10 protein-coding genes and 1 pseudogene are annotated in these 17,885 nt (G+C 47.4%); 3 read left to right on the forward strand and 8 right to left on the reverse strand.

Features of this window, described 5'->3' with window-relative positions:
• From B2739_RS12145 to B2739_RS12155, 3 genes and pseudogenes are all read left to right on the forward strand, one after another.
• A pseudogene (locus B2739_RS12145) lies at positions 1 to 503 on the forward strand (MoxR family ATPase); the annotation flags it as partial.
• Positions 504 to 531: 28 nt separating this feature from the next.
• Positions 532 to 1,878: a DUF58 domain-containing protein gene (locus B2739_RS12150; protein WP_331346125.1), complete on the forward strand. Its 1,347-nt coding sequence runs from the start codon at positions 532 to 534 to the stop codon at positions 1,876 to 1,878.
• A gap of 16 nt (positions 1,879 to 1,894) precedes the next feature.
• Entirely contained in the window at positions 1,895 to 2,359 is a 465-nt protein-coding gene (locus B2739_RS12155; RefSeq protein WP_331346126.1) for an AAC(3)-I family aminoglycoside N-acetyltransferase, read from the forward strand.
• 61 nt (positions 2,360 to 2,420) lie between these two features.
• On the opposite strand, the gene B2739_RS12160 is transcribed toward B2739_RS12155, so the two are convergent.
• From B2739_RS12160 to mrdA, 8 genes are all read right to left on the reverse strand, one after another.
• Positions 2,421 to 3,749, reverse strand: coding sequence for a DUF1552 domain-containing protein (locus tag B2739_RS12160; RefSeq protein ID WP_331346127.1), 1,329 nt, complete (start codon positions 3,747 to 3,749; stop codon positions 2,421 to 2,423).
• A gap of 17 nt (positions 3,750 to 3,766) precedes the next feature.
• Positions 3,767 to 10,210 (reverse strand): starch-binding protein, encoded by a 6,444-nt coding sequence (locus B2739_RS12165; RefSeq protein WP_331346128.1) that lies wholly within the window; start codon positions 10,208 to 10,210, stop codon positions 3,767 to 3,769.
• Positions 10,211 to 10,652: 442 nt separating this feature from the next.
• Complete coding sequence (locus tag B2739_RS12170; RefSeq protein WP_331346129.1) at positions 10,653 to 11,348, reverse strand: DUF805 domain-containing protein; 696 nt, start codon at positions 11,346 to 11,348, stop codon at positions 10,653 to 10,655.
• Positions 11,349 to 11,431: 83 nt separating this feature from the next.
• Positions 11,432 to 12,646, reverse strand: coding sequence for a D-alanyl-D-alanine carboxypeptidase family protein (locus B2739_RS12175; protein ID WP_331346130.1), 1,215 nt, complete (start codon positions 12,644 to 12,646; stop codon positions 11,432 to 11,434).
• A 40-nt stretch (positions 12,647 to 12,686) separates the two neighbouring features.
• Entirely contained in the window at positions 12,687 to 13,574 is an 888-nt protein-coding gene (locus B2739_RS12180; protein WP_331346131.1) for a septal ring lytic transglycosylase RlpA family protein, read from the reverse strand.
• Entirely contained in the window at positions 13,574 to 14,614 is a 1,041-nt protein-coding gene (gene mltB, locus B2739_RS12185) for a lytic murein transglycosylase B (RefSeq protein WP_331346132.1), read from the reverse strand. The genes B2739_RS12180 and mltB overlap by 1 nt, the downstream gene beginning before the upstream one ends.
• Positions 14,615 to 14,644: 30 nt before the next feature.
• Complete coding sequence (rodA, locus tag B2739_RS12190; RefSeq protein ID WP_331346133.1) at positions 14,645 to 15,799, reverse strand: rod shape-determining protein RodA; 1,155 nt, start codon at positions 15,797 to 15,799, stop codon at positions 14,645 to 14,647.
• Positions 15,792 to 17,837, reverse strand: a complete 2,046-nt coding sequence (gene mrdA / locus B2739_RS12195) for a penicillin-binding protein 2 (protein ID WP_331346134.1) — start codon at positions 17,835 to 17,837, stop codon at positions 15,792 to 15,794. The genes rodA and mrdA overlap by 8 nt, the downstream gene beginning before the upstream one ends.
• Positions 17,838 to 17,885 lie beyond the last annotated feature (48 nt).

Consider the following 17,885-nt stretch of genomic DNA (forward strand, 5'->3'; position numbering starts at 1 on the left):
TTGAACAGGAAGGAACTTACCCGCTGCCAGAAGCAGAGCTTGATCGTTTTATGCTGAAAGTGATGATCGATTATCCGAGTGAAAATGATGAACAAATTATGTTGCGCCAAGTCAGCTCACAAGCACAAGGCGGTTTTGGTTTGGAACAAATCCGCACACTATTAAAACCGGCGCATGTATTAAGCCTGCAAAAAATTGCAGAGCAAATCACCGTAGATGACCAAATTTTGCAATACGTGGTAAAACTGGTACGCGCCACACGCAGCTGGTCAGGTATTTCCCGCGGTGCCGGGCCGCGCGCTTGCATTGCATTGTTATCCGCTGCACGTGCTTATGCGCTGCTTAATAACAATTCGTTTGTAACACCGGATGATGTAAAAGCCATGTTCATCCCTGCGCTGCGCCACCGCATTTTGTTATCGCCGGAATTAGCGATTGAAGGCGTGGCCGCAGAGCGAATCCTGCATAATATTTTGTTGCAAGTTGAAGCACCCAGACACTAATACGCACCGCTCTACACATGGCACGTTTATGAAAAGACAATGGATTCCCAACACGCGGCTGATTATTTCCTTCGCATGTTTGGCAGCGATGGTATTTATCAACGCGTTCAGCACCCACTTTTTTCAATTGGGTGTGCCGGGGTATTTACCGCAAGGATTACTGATCGCACTCATCGTTGTGAGTTTATTGGATTGGTTGTTATCGCGCCGTTTGCCACCGATTGAGATTTCACGGGAGATGCCCGGCAATTTAGCCGTGGATAAATGGACTGAAGTGAAATTGCGCATTCGCCACCAATTTACTGAAGCTCGCCAAATCCGTATTTTTGATAGCGTCCCCAGCGATGCAAATTACCAGCATTTGCCGCTGTCAATTGAATTACAACCTAACCAGATCAGCGATACACATTATCTACTGCGCCCTTTAGTGCGCGGCTCATTGCAACTGGATAAAACCCATATCGAATTCAACAGCCCATTGGGGCTATGGAGTATTCGTTACTGGGCGGGTGAACCCACAACTGCCAAGGTGTATCCGGATTTTGTCGCTATCGCGAATTACGCGATTCTCGCTACTGAAAACCACACCAGCCAAATGGGCATCAAGAAAAAACAACGCCGTGGTGCGGGCATGGAATTTCACCAACTGCGCGAATATCGCCAAGGCGATAGCCTGCGCCAGATTGATTGGAAAGCCACATCGCGCAGACAAAAATTAATTGCGCGCGATTATCAAGATGAACGCGACCAGCAAATTGTATTAATGATTGATAGTGGCCGCCGTATGCGCGCCAAAGACGATGAGCTCAGCCATTTTGATCACGCACTGAATTCATTGTTGCTTGTTAGTTACATTGCTTTACGCCAAGGCGATAACGTCAGCCTGATGAGTTTTGGCGGCGATGCCAACAACCGCCACCGCTGGATTCCACCACAAAAAGGCGTTGACCGGGTGAAAGTACTCTTGAACGGCATTTACGATTTGCACGCCCAACAATCCACTGCTGACTACATAACCGCTGCCGAAAAACTCTCGGTTCTGCAACCCAAACGCTCACTCGTCATTCTTGTCACCAACTCGCGCGATGAAGACAACAGCGAGTTATTGCTTGCGGTGAATTTATTAAAAAAACGTCACTTGGTGATGGTCGCCAATATCCGCGAACAAATACTCGACCAACTCGACAACACGCCGGTGCACACTTTTGATGATGCGCTCAATTACGCAGGCGTGCGCCGCTTTTTACATGAACGCAATGAATCCCATAAAAAACTCACCTCTGCGGGTGTATATGCCATTGACTGCACTGCCAACGAATTAGCAGTACGTGTTGCGAATGCGTATTTGGAAATCAAGAGTGCGGGTGTTTTGTAATCTATGAGGGCTACGTATGAGTATATCTATCCACCACATAACCTCTGACAATATTGATACTTTTGAAGAATTACTTTCCGTTTTTGGTGAAGCGTTTAACGATAAAGACACTTACAACAATCATCGACCAAGCAATCATTATTTAAAGAAATTGCTCAACCGCGATACATTTATCGCGTTGGCAGCCAAATACAATGAAAAAGTCATTGGCGGCCTTGCGGCCTACGAGCTCACAAAATTCGAACAGGAACGCAGTGAAATTTATATCTATGATTTAGCGGTATTGACCGAATATCGTCGCCAAGGTGTTGCCACACAGTTAATTAAGGCACTGCAAACAATAGGAGCCGAGAGAGGAGCGTATGTCATCTTTGTGCAGGCAGACACTGCTGTTGAAGATGAACCCGCTATAGCACTCTATAGCAAACTGGGAATACGGGAAGATGTATTGCATTTTGATATTGCAATAAACAATAAATAACCGCGTAAAAAAACCTATCTCTTTATCGGAAGATAGGTTTTTGTTTAAAGAGAAGTAGAACCTACCGCAAAAAACCGTTCACCCCACCCGAGCTATTTCCATAGCGCGTCCAATTCAAACCAAACGCTTTGGCGATGTCCAAATATAAATTTGACATGCCGGTATTATTCGCATCGATTGCCGTGCCGGTGCGGATGGCGTTGCCTGCGCCGCCTGCGACGTAAATGCCGGGGTTTTCTTGTTGGTGGTTGCCGCCACCGACTTCTGACATCACCAGAATTAATGTGTTATCCAATAATGTTCCGCCGTAAGCGGTATCGGGGCGCGCAGCGAGTTCATCCATTAAATACGCAACCATTATGTTGTACCAGCGAGTTTGCGCATCGAAGAGTGCGGATTCATTGTGTGAGCTGACGTGGCTACGGGTTTCGTTGTAATTTAATTTTTCGCCCGATCCGTAATCGCCCATGTAAGGGCGAATACTGGGAAAATTAATTTTAAGTGATTCATCTTGCGCGCCCATAAATTGGAAGCTCGCTGTGCGTGTGATATTTGCCTGAAATGCCATGGCGATATTACGCATTTGCGCTTTGGCAATTGCATCGGCATCGTCGTCAATACCGGTCATACCGATGGTGGGGCGGGCAAAACCAGTGCTGCCGATATCCAATGTGCCCGATAACGTATTTTGATAATAATTCAGGGCTTCTTCGTGCGTTAATAATTTGCCTTGTTGTTTTACGTTCAATGCATTGGCTTGCAATACATCCAAATTTTCATGCAAAGCTTCCAACACTTTGCGGCGGCGCGCAGCATCGGGGTCCGGCGTTCCGCTACTGCTACCAACAACGTCGGCGAGCAATGCGTCGTACACCTGCTGAGGATTATCTGACACCTGGATTTTATTGCGATTTTTATCCGTAAAGGGCATGTATTCTGTGCCCTTTGCTTTGCTGGACCAAACCCCTACATGCATGTTTTTTGTTAACCGCCCACCAAGCGCTTCACCAATAGCAACATCAAATGTGGGGGCGTATTCCTGCCCACCGGCAAACACACCGCGACAGGCTTCAGGGTGACCTGAGCTGCCGCCGTGACCGTTGTAGGTTAAATTTTTGATCGGCACTAGTTTGGTGATATGCGCATTCAAATGTTGTAGCGGGCTGGTCGCAAAACTATTGCTCGCCAATGCACCCGCATTATAAGAATGCCATTTGTCGCGCACACATCCGTTAGGGTAATACACCATCACAAACCGTTTTGCGCCCGCCGTTTGTGCAAACACATTCGATGACAACATAAACTGACTGGTGAATGCCGTAGTCAAACCCAATTTGGCAATAGTGCGCAAAAAATCGCGACGCTGCATTTTATTTTTTAATAGATTCATAGTGATGCCCGCCTCGATTATTTACGCAAAATATAATTTTTGGTTTGGGTAAATTGGATCATCAAATCCAACATGCTGGCATTGCTCGATTCTTTAAATGTTTTACCAAAAACCTGTAACGTACAACTGTCGGTGACATCTTCCAGTTGCCCACGCGTGTAGCGATACCACTGGCGCACGTAACAAGCTTTGGCATTGGAACTGCCTGCAATCAAACCTGCCAATTCATCCATGCCGTGATAAGGCACCACAGGCTCTGATTCGGACAAATAGGTTTCTGCTGAATTCAAACTACCGATATAACCGAGTGAGTTAATCGCCTTGATCAAACCGTTGTCGGTTTTTTCCGATGTGACATACAAACCAATGGCATTGTAATTTTCCAAACCGAAACCGATTCCATCGATGTATTGGTGGCAAGCTTCACAACCTTCTTTTAAGTGCGCGTGCTCAAAACGTTCACGCACTGTCAGGCTTGGATCTTCCTGCGGCTTCAACTCAGCACCGATAGGTGGCGGAGGGAAGTCCTGACACATCAGATTGCGACGCACAAACAAACCGCGTTTTACCGGATGCGTTTTTTCCGATGCCGATTGAATGGCAAGAATACCTGCGTGACCCAAGATACCGCGGCGCTCTGCATTCGCTGCGTTGTAATCCACACGTTGCACACCACTGCCGCCAGGCCAAGCAAGCCCGTAATGTGCCGCCAGTTGTTGGCTCATGTAACTGTAATTGGCGGTGAGTAATTCGTTGTAACTGCCTCCGCCAAAAACAGTGCGCTTCACCATTTCAATGGTTTCGTTTTTCATATCGGCTTTGAGACTGTCGCTGATCGCGGTGGATTTAATATCTTTCTCCAAATCCAACCAACCGCGAATAAAACGCTCAAATGCAATTTGCGCTTTGGGGTCTTGCAACATCTGCGCGACCTTGGCAGAAATTTGCTGCGGCGTACTTAATTGGCCTGCATCCGCTGCTGCCATCAACGCAGCATCCGGCGTGGTTGCCCAATAGGTATACGACAACATGGCAGCAACTTCGTAATCGGTCAGCTCGTAATAATTACCTTTTAATTCTCCCACTTCCGAGCGATACAACATCGAGGGCGATGACAATATCGCCGTGAGTAATGCAAAGTTGCCTTGCGCCGATTGCAACGTAACTAATTTATTCACTTCCGTTGCACTGAGCGGACGACGATACACGCGCTTGCCAAACGTTTGCACAAAACAGGTGGCGTTACTGCAGCCCGGCGTGAGGCTGTAAATATTACTCACCATGGCCGCCGCCGCTTCTGCTGCAAGCACATAACCTTTTGCGTAGTCGTTGGTGAATACTGTATTGGCATTGGTTTTAAAACCATTCACGGGCAAATCGGCAGGAATACGGCCAGTGGTCACGTCGATATTATTCGCAAGCCCTAATAAATCGCGCACTGAATTGTTGTATTCCAAAGTGGATAACAAACGGAAACTGCGGTCTTGCGGAATCAGGTCATCCAAATTTTCCGCATCGCAAACGCCTGCCGGTGGAATAAATGCTTCGGCAAAAATCATCGCCGCAATACTGCTTGCGCAAGTGCCAGTACAACTGCCCACATTGCCTTTTGGCATATTTGCCGCAATGTAATTCGCAAGGCTGGTTTGTGTGTAACGCGTTTGCAGATCCAGCAATGAAGGCGAACCATTGCCATCACTGCCATGACAACCAATACACCCTTGGCTTTGGTAATGACTGCGCGCGACCTGATGTTGGTCGGTGATGCTATCGAACACCGCAAGCAATGTGAGCGATGCGGCATTGCCCACTACCATTTTTGTTATCGCGCTGTTGGCATCTAACAAATACGCTGCGCCTGTGCCTTCCCAATGAACAAACTGCATGCCGGGGCCCGCAGCGTTCGCTTTGATATCCACAAGCGTACCCGGCACAAATAATTTTCCGCTCAGGTTTGCGCTGTTTGCGATAGTGGCCGTGCCATTGCCCACCTGAATTTGCGTACCGGCCTCTACAACCGCAGACGCTGGTTCAGCCGCTAACCACGCAGCGTCATACCAACTTGGATTGGTTTGGCTCACGGTTAAATTTGCGGTTTGGTTTGCACCGTTGTTGCTGAAAATAATATTGGTGTTGCCTGCCGTATTAGCCCACTCCTGTGGAATAAAAAGACGCAGCCAACCAGCACCGTATTTTGTTGCAACTTCTGTTGCGGCCGGGCCAGGCCACCCACCGGTGCGATTGGTTTCAACTCCATTTTGGTTTGTCCAAATATGGGTATTAAGCGTCGCCCAGTTTGCAGGCTTTTTCACATAGACATACTGCCCAGCGCCCAGACTGGTGACGGTATAAGTTGTGCTGAGCGTAGCGTAAGTCGCGGTGATAATTGCTGTACCGGCCGATGCGCCCGCTGTAATTAAACCTGTTGCAGAAACACTCGCCACAGCGGTATTGCTGCTTGTCCAATTCACTTGCGATGTCATGCCTAGCAAGCCATCGCTATTAGTACCGACCGCAACCAGTTGTTGTGTCTCGCCGGCTTTGATGCGCAAATTTGCTGTACCGGTAATTGCCAATGCGGTGACCGGATTCGATGCAGGAATTACATCAAGTGTAATGCTCGCAGTGTAAGCATCACTGGTTGCCGTGATCATCACCGAACCTGTGGCCAATGCAGTCAGGTTAATCGCAGCACCGGTTTTGCCTTGTGTGGAAATGACTGCGGGGTTGTTTGAACTCCAGGTAATGGAACCCGCAGCAGCCAAGCGTGTGCCGTTGCTATAAACCGATTCCAGATTCAAACCAACAATCTGATTAACCTCTGGCGATACTGTGGTCGCAGCAATTTCAATTCCTGTCTGGACAACATCAACACCCAATGCATTTATCCAATTACGGAATACATTTTCTGCGGCGGGATTAGTGGCAACCGATCCGTACGGCATGCGCATGCCAGCACCGGTTTGGTATTTATAAATATTGCTGTTAGCTGGAATACCGGGAACTATGCGATTGTGTTCGTTCACAATTTTCATCGCTTCAAGCGCCGTTGAAAAACGCAAATCCATACCGCCTGAATAACCGGAATGACAATGGGCGCAGTTGGTGTGCAAATAGGATTTTGCCCGCAACGTTAAACTTTGGTTTGCATCATCAGGTGCAGCAAATTGTTCATAATTAGCGGCATTGCCAATACTCGCAGTGAATAAACCAATCGTGTTCAACACATCCAATTGGTTGCGTATCACGCCCTGATAATTAAAATTGCCATTCAATTGCCGTGTATCTAACGCGAGTGGTGTGAGTTGTCCTTCGGCATTTTTATGACAACCGGCGCAGCTACTGCCCGTTTCTACTTTGCGCACCACATTTACCAAACCGCCATCAGGTTCTACTGATGACTCAGTCACGAGTGTTGCATCAGTACCGGTAGAGTTCCAACGGTAATTCGCCGCTTGCCAACCGGTTTCCTGACGGAATAACACTGATGTCGTAAACGGTTTGTTTGCAGTAGCCGATGTAGCGACAGACAAGTGTTTCACCAACACAGAACCTACCGGCAAATTCCATACATTGGTTGGATCAAAACTGATTTTGCTTGCGTTGGGCACTGCAACAAAATGCCGCATGTTGCCGCCATCAAACCAACCACCGGTATTTACCTGATACTCAATAACACCTTGTGCCGGAATAACATTGGCAACATCAGCAAACAGGCCAGTGGCCGATAACGTCGGTGGAATTTGCGCGGAGGTAACGTCATCATCTACCACTTTAAAAATACTGGAAGGTCCACCCAATTCACGCCCGTGACTTGAAATCAGTAAATTCTTTTTCAAATCTTTTCCAATTGATGAAATGTAATGCGGAAAAGCTTCGCTGATTAATTTTTTGGCTTGGCCGTCATTACTTACTGACCACAAACGTTTACTCACGTAATCGCCAAAAATAAAACTGCCGTTCAGATTGGGCAAATCCGTTCCGCGATAGACAAATCCGCCAATAATTGAAACACCCGACGTACGCCCATAACCCTCACGTGGTGGCACAAAATCAGTCGCGCAATTTTTTGCAGCATCGCCACCTAATGCACCGCGGTTACGTATGCCTTCACACACAGGCCAACCGTAATTTTGCCCCTTGGTGATGATATTGACTTCTTCGTAGGCAAGATCAGTATCCTGCCCGATTTCCGTTTCCCACAAGGTGTAAGGCGCATCGGTATCGAACGACCAGCGCCAAGGGTTACGATGCCCCATGGACCAGATTTCCGGTAAATATCCGGCGCGACCAACAAAAGGATTGTCTGCGGGTACGCGATAATATTTTCCATTCACCGCCTGTGCTAATGGCTCAATGCGAATAAATTTGCCGCGCAATGTCGTTGGGTCCTGCGCACTGTTATTAGTGCGACGATTGTAAGGATCACTTGGCAAAGGGTTTTGTGCAAACGCACTGTGACCGTAACCGCCCTCGCCGATCCCCACATACAAATAATGTTCAGTGGGGTGGAATTGCATCATGCCGCCTTTATGATCTTCACCAATTTGCGGAATGCGTAACACCTCCACTTTAGCGCCAGCAGAGGTCGGGTTTGCAGGATTATCCACCGTCCAACGTTCAATAATCGCATCACCGGTTTTTCCGCCGACTATGCCATCCGTGCGTGGATAAAAATTATCGGTCTCACCAAAAATGTAATACACGTAAATAAAACCGTTGCTCGCAAAATAAGGGTCAAACGCCATGCTGAGCATGCCGCTTTCATTTTTATTGAGCACGGTGGATTTAATATCCAATAATTTACGCACTTCCGATGCGAGCACATTTTCTTTATTGGGGAATACGTAAATCGCACCTTCTTTATCGACGACGTAAACCAGATCGTTAACACCATCGTTGGTCACCATCACCGGTGAAAAGAAAAACTCATTTAAGTTGGGATATGCATTTACGAAGCGATATTTACCCGCACTGACGGTACCGGTAATTGGAAAGCCCAAAGGTGCATCCAGCAACGGACGTTCGGGCAATGCTTGTGTCGCGGCGACAACGTTAATCACCATGGTATCGGTTGCGGTGCTGCCATCCGCTGCAGTGAGCGTAAGGGTTACGGTAATGTTGCCAGTGGACGTTAGCTGCGGAGTCACAACCTGTTTACCGGTTAACGCACCCGTCCATGCTGTGCTTGTCCAACGCGCAGAAACATAATCGCCTACAGAGCCCGCCGCTGATAATGCCTGGCGAGTATTGATATTGGCTTTGCGGTCAATACCTGCATTTGCAACTAAATTGGTAGGCACACCACACGCGCTTTCAGTTTTCCAACTGGCTGTACCAAAGTCATAGCAGTTATTCGGCGCAACAAAATTCAGATCCACTGTTTTTGGATTGCCATTAGCACTAAATACTATGCCAGCAGAATTAACAGTCGTCGCAAATTCATGACTAAAAAAAGCAGGTGCACTGGTATTTTTAACCATCGCCACACCTGGCCATGTTGAAGCAGTTAGTGCGGGCACCACATTAAAATAATGCACATTTACCGATGCCCAGTTAGCGGTATTTTTAAAATAAATTTTAGTTTTGGTAGCCGCCACAGAACTCACTGATGAACTGCTTGGCACCACACTGGATGATGCCGTTACCGATGACGGAGCGACTGATGAAGGTGCAGTTGATGATGGAGCTACAGAAGACGATACGGCAGAAGAACGCGATGATGAGACTGATGAAGCAACACTTGCTAATGAGGAAACACTTACCGCTGAAGAAGCAGTAGCCACCGTGAAGCCACATTGCGATAACGCTTTCCAGGTGTTGGTATCGTAGCAGGCTGCACCTGTGTATTTTAAATTCGCGGTTTGGTTTGCACCATTATTGCTGAAGATAATATCGAGCGACGTTGGCATTTGCATAGCAGCAGGAATCGTCGTCGTAAAATCATAACAATAAAAAGTGCCACGCTTGGTCATACTCTTACCGGGCCAAGCGGGCAAAGGGGTAACTGCACCAGCAGGCAGTGGATTCCAGAAATAAATATACGGCGTTGCAAAATTATTGGGATTACTAAAACAAATATTGTTGGCTGGAATGGTGATAGGTAATTTGCTGGCAGCAACAGCCTTGGTGGTTTCGTTAAATGTAATTTTGTAATCACCGTCACCAGTTGTGATCAAATAATCTTGCGCGGGATAGGCTTCATTCCAATTATTGTCGTAGCGGCTAATTTTAAAACGCGGATTGGCACCGGAAAAATTTTGTTGAGTTTCCCACAATCCTGTCGCGCTGTTTTTAACCATCGCAGTAGCGGCCCAGTTATTAGCCGTACCGCGAAAATAACTGTTGGCCCACGCTTGAGCCTGACTTGCCTGTGCATAAGCTAACGTAAATACGATAACAAAAAGAAAAATGAAATAACGCTGCCATTTCCACGCAATGAGGAATGATGAAGTATGCATAGCATGTTTCCTAAGGCCAGCCAGGCGATAGGTACAACAACGCCTGGAATATTATTGTTATGTAATGTGAGTTATGGATGGCAAAGCAAACCCGTCGATGCGTTATGCACCTGAACCCATTCGCTGTGATTTTCCAATTGAACAAAAAATCGCGCAGATCCCTGGTCGCACAACACACGTGCAGCCATTGCTACTGAAACAATTTTCGATGTAAGAGTATTTAAAAGGCACCTTATTGGCGCGGGTGATACTGACTTCGCTATTTATTGTTGTATAAACTAATTTTTGATATTTAAAGCAATATTTATAAGATAACTTCAATAACAGAATAGGATTTAACCCTGATGTACCGCAATATGAATACGTATGCATTCACAGAAAATAGACTTATAAAAAAAGCAGCCGAAGCTGCTTTTTTTTATTGCAAAATAATCACTAATGATTATTGCGGGGTTTCTGACTCTGTTGATTCCTCAACGGGTTCATCAGTGATTTCCTCATCAACTGGCAAACCATCTACGATAGCCTCATCGGTGTAGAGCGACTCATCGGTAGTGCTTTCTTCGGTGTATTCAGATGGATATCCATCAATATCTTGAGAGTTGTATGAGGACTCCAATCCACTTGTCCGCGTTACATAGTCTTGATAGGCAGGTAGTGCAATCGCAGCAAGAATGCCTATGACGGCAATAAACACAGGCAGCGACAATGCCATTACCCAGTGCCAGGTTTTATTAGGAGGAGTTTTCAAACCGTAGTTATTGCGCCCTTCAGTTCCTTTGAAAAATATCAGTAATACCAACAAATAGATATTCGCTAAGGGGACGATGCATAAAAGCGACATCCAACCCGTTTTATTTAAATCATGCAATCGCTGGATCATAAGGATAAAACTAAATACGATCATGACAATATAAGCAATAACACCTAAAACAATTCCGATCGTAGTGGATACCAAAGCAGCCACCAATCCAATAACAATGAATACACCTATCATCGCAAAGGAGAATAGCATTGAGTGAGCCCAATACCGCAGGCGGTTAATACGTGAGGAAGGAGAGAAAAATTTTACTTCGCCGAATGATTGGTCGTCGGTAGACAATTGACCTTCGGGTGTTTGATAGGGATTAGTAGACACAACAAGCTCCTTGATCTGTTATTTGAGATTCCCGGTATTTGCCTTCCCAAGCAAGGCAAATACCGGATCAAGGATTCTAACGATCAACTAAATAAATTGCGAAAGAATAATCTCAGATTATCCATTAAGCGTGCAAAAAAGCCGGCTTCCTCAACCGCCTGCAAAGCCACAATGGGGGTATTCACCAAAAGCTGTCCATCCAACTCAACAGTGAGATTACCCAACTCCTGGCCTGCGGCAATAGGCGCTTTGATGATTTCATTGATATGCATATTGGCTTGCAATGCTTGCTCGCGACCTTTAGGCAAAGTCAGGACAATATTATTAGGAATTCCCAACGTCACTTCCTGCGTTTTACCCGCCCATACACGCGAGGTGCTGACTTGTTGCCCTGCTTGATATAACTGCTGGGTTTGGAAATAACGGAAACCATATGCCAACAGCTTTTGGGTTTCTGCTGCACGGGCACTCTCATTTTCGGTACCCATCACTACCGCAATAAAGCGGGTATTTTCACGTTTTGATGAAGCAACCAAACAATAGCCAGCTTCTTCGGTATGACCGGTTTTCAAACCGTCAACCGTTTCATCGCGGAACAACAATAAATTGCGGTTAGGCTGGCGAATGTTGTTATAAAAGAAATGTTTTTCGGCGTGCAGAGGGTAATGTGTAGGGTGGTCATTAATAATAGCGCGGGCAAGCACTGCCAAATCTTTTGCTGTGGTCAAATGCCCTTCAGCTGGCCAGCCGGTTGAGTTTTCAAAATGCGTATTTACCATGCCCAGTTGCGCTGCTTTTTGGTTCATTACGTCCACAAAAGCATCTTCATTACCGGAAATAAATTCAGCAAGCGCCACTGTGGCATCGTTTCCGGATTGGATAATCACACCGCGCAACAAATCGATAACTGAAACCTGGGTTCCCTCTTTTACATACATGCGCGAGCCGCCCATTTTCCAGGCTTTGACGCTGATATTGACCATAGTGTCTTCAGTGATGCGGCCTTTTTCCAATTCGTCCACCACCAAATAGCTGGACATCATTTTGGTCAGACTCGCAGGTGGCAAACGCTGCTCGGAATTGAATTCCGCCACAATACTGCCGGTGGTTGCATCCACCAAAATATAACCTGTCGCCGCCAATTGGGGCGGAGCAGGAATCGCTTGTGGTTTTTGCTCTACCACTTGGCCGGGAACCGGTGTTGGCAGCGTTGAAGTGGGAACTGGCGTTGCAGGTTGTTGGGCATGGGCGATGACAGCGCCCGCGAGTAAAACACTGGAAACAATATTTTTAATCATGGATCAACACTCTGTAAAACAAACAAGAAACAGGCAGCACTTATTGATAAACAATATGTGCTTCGAAAATTTTGAGTTTTGCTAATTGATCACGCGCATCTTGCAAACTTTTTGCATCTTTAAATGGACCTACACGCACGCGATGAACTTGTTTGGGCTGACTGGCTGAGTTGATAACAACAGGATACGTCAGCTTGGCACCAACACTTCCGGAAAATTGTTGGGCAGATACTTTCTGGCTGAATGCCCCTATCTGCAAATAAGTACCGGCGGGCAGCGCAGACTCAACTGTCGCCACTGCTTTTGCATCAGGACGACGCGGAATTGGTGCAGCATCGCCCGGCAACGCAATTTCCACTTCTACCCTGCCGGTTCCGGTTTTATGGATACCAATGCGCTGCGCTGCGGCATAACTTAAATCGATAATGCGTCCTTGATGGAATGGACCACGATCATTGATACGCACCACAACACTCTTGCCATTATCCAAATTGGTCACACGGACATACGACGGGATTGGCAAGGTTTTATGCGCACCGGTCATTGCGTACATATCGTAGCGCTCACCATTTGAGGTGTTGTATCCATTAAATTTTTTTCCGTACCAGGATGCATAACCGCGCTCGCGGTACGAGCTTTCATCTTTAATCAGGTGATAAGTTTTGCCGAGCACAGTGTAAGGATTTTTGTTGCCTGCACGCGTGCGTGTTTCATAGCGTGGGACAGCATCGGGAATATGGGATAAATCCACATCTTCATCAGGTCCAAAATCTTTGTCGTGTTTATAACGACCTTCATTTGGATTGAAAGGTTCATTAGCAACCGGTTTTTTTGTTACCGGCTTGCTCGAGCAGGCCACCATCAATGCACAACATAGCAATAACATAATACCTGCACATTTATGAACATAGCCTGATCGATACATCATTAGCGAGTCACCTCTGCTGTTGTTTTATCTGCGTTACGCATAGCTTGCTTGATTTCCAAACTTAAATCGTAAACAGCCATCGCATACATAGGGCTGCGATTGTAGCGGGTAATGGTGTAAAAATTTTGCAGGCCAAACCAATACTCAAAACCATTGATGCCATCAAATTCAAATGCAATTGCCGAAGCCTTTTTAGAAATTTTAATCGCAGGAGCAATGCCCGCTTTTTTCCAAGTGTTTATATTGATGACTGGCTGCACAACGGTATTAAATGATTCATTCGCCAACAACTGTTCACGTGCACGCGTCAATTTAGCGGGAATAACGACAGCCTCACCGGTTTTCCAGCCATGTTTTACAAAATAGTTGGCGATACTGCCAATTGCATCGGTTGGGTTATTCCATATATCGGTAAATCCATCACCACTAAAATCCACCGCATAATTGCGGTAGCTCGATGGCATAAATTGACCGTAACCCATAGCACCGGCATAGGAACCTTTAAATTCCAACGGATTGTGTTTTTGTTCGCGCGTAAGGATTAAATAATTCACCAATTCCGAGCGGAAAAATGGTGCGCGCGGCGGATAATCAAATGCGAGAGTTGTCAGTGCATCCATCACATACCAACTACCGGTATTTTTACCGTAATTGGTTTCTACGCCGATAATCGCCACAATAATTTCTGCAGGTACACCGTATTCCTTTTCTGCGCGCGCAAGTGCGGTGCGATGCTCACGCCAAAATACAACGCCGTTATCAATACGCAGCGGTTGCAGAAAAATTGGGCGATATTCTTTCCAGGTTTTGGATTTTTCTGCAGGACGCGCAATTGCATCCAAAATAGGCTGGCGTTTTTGTGCCTTGCTTAAAAACTGGTTTACTTCGGTAGCAGTAAAACCATGCTTTTGTACCATCTCATCGACAAATCCGGCCGCCAGCGGATGATTGCTGTAATCTGCAGCCGCACTAAAACTGAACCCTATGCCAGCAAAAAATGCCATTGCGTGTTTGGTCATTTTATTTGAAAAAGACAACATAAAACCTCATGCGCTGTATGTATCCAAGCATTACGCTTGTGGAGTCATTACCCGTTTTTTTTCTGTCGATATCGCCATCAGGATGCCAAATCCGGCAAACAGAGCAACAATCGCTGTACCGCCCTGACTGATCAGCGGCAGTGGAACGCCTACTACCGGCAGCATGCCCGATACCATTCCCATATTGACGAATACGTATACAAAAAATGTTGAGCTGACACTGGCCGCTAACAGACGGCCAAAACTGTTTTGGGAATTCTTTGCTATCACCAAGCCGCGAATAATGACCATGGCATAAATCGACAGCAGCAGTATGACACCCAGCAAACCAAATTCTTCCGACATCACCGCAATAATGAAGTCGGTATGCCCTTCGGGGAGAAAATCCAGACGTGATTGGGTGCCCTCCATCCAACCTTTACCCGACAGGCCGCCGGAGCCAATTGCAGTTTTGGACTGGATAATATTCCACCCAGTCCCAAGTGGGTCCTGGGTTGGATCGAGCATGGTTAGCACCCGCTGGCGCTGGTAATCATGCAGCATAAAATGCCATATCGGCCAAAGGCTGGCACCGAAGATAACCGCCGCCACTGCGATATAACGCCAGAGCAATCCTGAGAAAAACAACACCATTACCCCTGAGGTCGCTACCAGAATGGATGTCCCCAGATCAGGCTGCTCAATAATCAAGGCGGTTGGGATACCAATCAGAACCAACACCACCATCACCTGGGTGAAACGCGGCGGTAAAAAGCCGCGACTAAGGTAAGCCGCAACGGCAATTGGCATCGCTAACTTCATCACTTCAGATGGTTGAAAACGGAAACTGCCAATCTGCAACCAACGCTGGGCCCCCATGGAGATGTCGCCAAAAATAGTGACCGCCACCAGCAACAACACACCGCTCACATAGGCCACAGGAGCCATTCGCCGCATAAAATCCACGGGGATTTGCGCAACAATGAACATAGTGACGTACGCGATCATAAAAAAACTGGCCTGTTTTTCTACACTGGGCAGATGGTGGCCGCTTGCACTATAAAGCACCGTCAACCCCACCAGGGTCAACAACAGCAACAGTGCGAGCAGGAAAAAGTCGATATGCAAACGCTCGGCAAGACGAGCGCGACGGCTGAAAGCATTGGCAGCTTCCGGCATGCGCCGTAAAAAATCTTGTCTACTCATGGTTTGCCTCAGGTTCAGTCATTGCTGCCGGTGCCGGTAAAACACCCGCCTCCAAAGCCGCTTTGGCAGCTGCCTCAGCCTCTTTTGCTTCTCTTGCAGCTTTGCGCTCGGCAATGTAATTATTGGCGCGTTTGATAATTGCTGCGTGATGAAGCCCTAGCGGCGGCACAAATTCATCCGCTTTGAGATAGTACCCAAGCAGATGAGCATCCATTATCCAGCGCGCAATCGGTGCCGCTTTACTGGAGCCGCCCTCGGCATTCTCCACCATCACAGCTACCGCGATTTTAGGGTCTTCCAAGGGAGCAAACGCCACAAACAATGCGTGGTCGCGATGACGTTCTTTGAGCAGAGCAGAGTTGTACTTGGCATTCTGGGCAATGGCAACAACCTGGGCGGTACCGGATTTACCTGCCATACGGTATTCCGCACCCGGACTCATGTAGCGTCTGGCGGTACCACGTGGGCCATGTACAACTTCCGCCATACCTTCAAAAATGGCATCCCAGTATTCCGGTTTGGCGTCAAAGGTATCTTCAATAACCGACTCAATAGGTTGATTGCCGATTTGCTTCACGAACTGGGGGCGATGACGCATACCGCGGTTGGCGATGGTACTGGTCATCACTGCCAACTGTAGCGGCGTAGTCAACATGAAACCCTGGCCAATCGACATATTGACTGTATCGCCCGGGTACCACGCCTGGCCTTTAGCCGCGCGCTTCCATTCGCGCGAAGGCCAGATGCCGCGACGCTCACTGGGCACATCAATCCCGGTCAGGATTCCTAAACCGAAATAATGGCCATACTCACTCATCCGGTCGATACCCATCCGGTTGCCCAGATCCCAAAAATAGACATCGCACGATTGGGAGATACCGGTTTTGAGATTGACCTGACCATGCCCCCCCCCGGTGACTTTGAGGCTCCAATCGCGCCACAAACGGGAGTTGCCCGGTAAAGTGAAAACACCGCGATCTGCAACGGTGCGATGCACATCGGTGAATCCCTCTTGCAACCCAATTAACCCAATAACAGGTTTGACCGTGGAGCCCGGCGGGTACTGTGCTTGCAGAAAGCGGTTGAATAAGGGCGTATCTATATCTTCATTGAGACTTTTGTAATCGCGATAACTAATGCCCGTTACAAACAGGTTGGGGTCAAAACCAGGGTTACTGACGGCAGCCAATACACCACCGGTTTTGACATCAATCGCGACTACGGCCCCGCGCCTGCCTTGCATTACGGCCACTGCTGTTTCTTGCAAACGGGCATCCAGATACAGGTGCAAGTCGCCGCCTTGCTTTGGATCAATACGATCCAATACCCGCATAACGCGACCGCGTGCGTTGGTCTCTACGTTCTGGCTCCCCACTTGTCCAAGCAAAATATCTTCGTAACTTTTTTCGATCCCGATTTTTCCAATCGCATGGGTGCCCGAATATTTTTGCAGCTGCTCAGGTGTGAACGCGTCCATTTCTTTTTCACTGATGCGTCCGGTATAGCCAATCACATGGGCAAACATATCTTTGTATGGATAATTGCGCACCAACTCCGCATTCACTTCAACACCTTCGAGCAAGTGCTGGTTTACGGCCAAGCGTGCAATTTCTTCTTCGGTGAGGCGGTAACGCAGGGGAACAGGATCGAGTTTATGGCGGCGCTGCTTTTGTGCTTTATAAAATTTGCCCAGATCCTGCGGAGTGATTTCTATCAGCGACTTCAGCAACTCAACAGTGCTGTCCAGCTCTGCCTGATTTGCGCTCACCACTGACAAAGTAAAACTCGCTTTATTGTCCGCAAGCAGCTCGCCGGTGGTATCAAAAATTAGCCCGCGCGTTGGCGGTACGGGTTGTACGTGCACGCGATTGCGGTCTGATTGGGTGGCGTATTCTTCGTAGTTGACTATCTGCAAATCGTAATAGCGATACAACAAGGTCGATGCCAACAGAAGCATAAATACCGCCATCACCATTACGCGGTTGCGAAATATTTTTGCCTCGCGTTGGTGGTCTTTAAACTGTTGGGCTTCTTGCATTATCGGGCCGGAAATTTACGTCAATCGGATTGATGGTTAATCTAACCA

Origin of the sequence: Cellvibrio sp. UBA7661, assembly GCA_002483365.1 — a bacterium.
In the GTDB taxonomy this organism is placed as follows: domain Bacteria; phylum Pseudomonadota; class Gammaproteobacteria; order Pseudomonadales; family Cellvibrionaceae; genus Cellvibrio.

Bases quoted from the DNA above. Each gene is read 5' to 3' on its own strand.
- B2739_RS12150 (WP_331346125.1), top strand. From the start codon at position 532: ATGAAAAGACAATGGATTCCCAACACGCGGCTGATTATTTCCTTCGCA.
- B2739_RS12155 (WP_331346126.1), top strand. From the start codon at position 1,895: ATGAGTATATCTATCCACCACATAACCTCTGACAATATTGATACTTTT.
- B2739_RS12160 (WP_331346127.1), bottom strand. From the start codon at position 3,749: ATGAATCTATTAAAAAATAAAATGCAGCGTCGCGATTTTTTGCGCACT.
- B2739_RS12165 (WP_331346128.1), bottom strand. From the start codon at position 10,210: ATGCATACTTCATCATTCCTCATTGCGTGGAAATGGCAGCGTTATTTC.
- B2739_RS12175 (WP_331346130.1), bottom strand. From the start codon at position 12,646: ATGATTAAAAATATTGTTTCCAGTGTTTTACTCGCGGGCGCTGTCATC.
- B2739_RS12180 (WP_331346131.1), bottom strand. From the start codon at position 13,574: ATGATGTATCGATCAGGCTATGTTCATAAATGTGCAGGTATTATGTTA.
- mltB (WP_331346132.1), bottom strand. From the start codon at position 14,614: ATGTTGTCTTTTTCAAATAAAATGACCAAACACGCAATGGCATTTTTT.
- rodA (WP_331346133.1), bottom strand. From the start codon at position 15,799: ATGAGTAGACAAGATTTTTTACGGCGCATGCCGGAAGCTGCCAATGCT.
- mrdA (WP_331346134.1), bottom strand. From the start codon at position 17,837: ATGCAAGAAGCCCAACAGTTTAAAGACCACCAACGCGAGGCAAAAATA.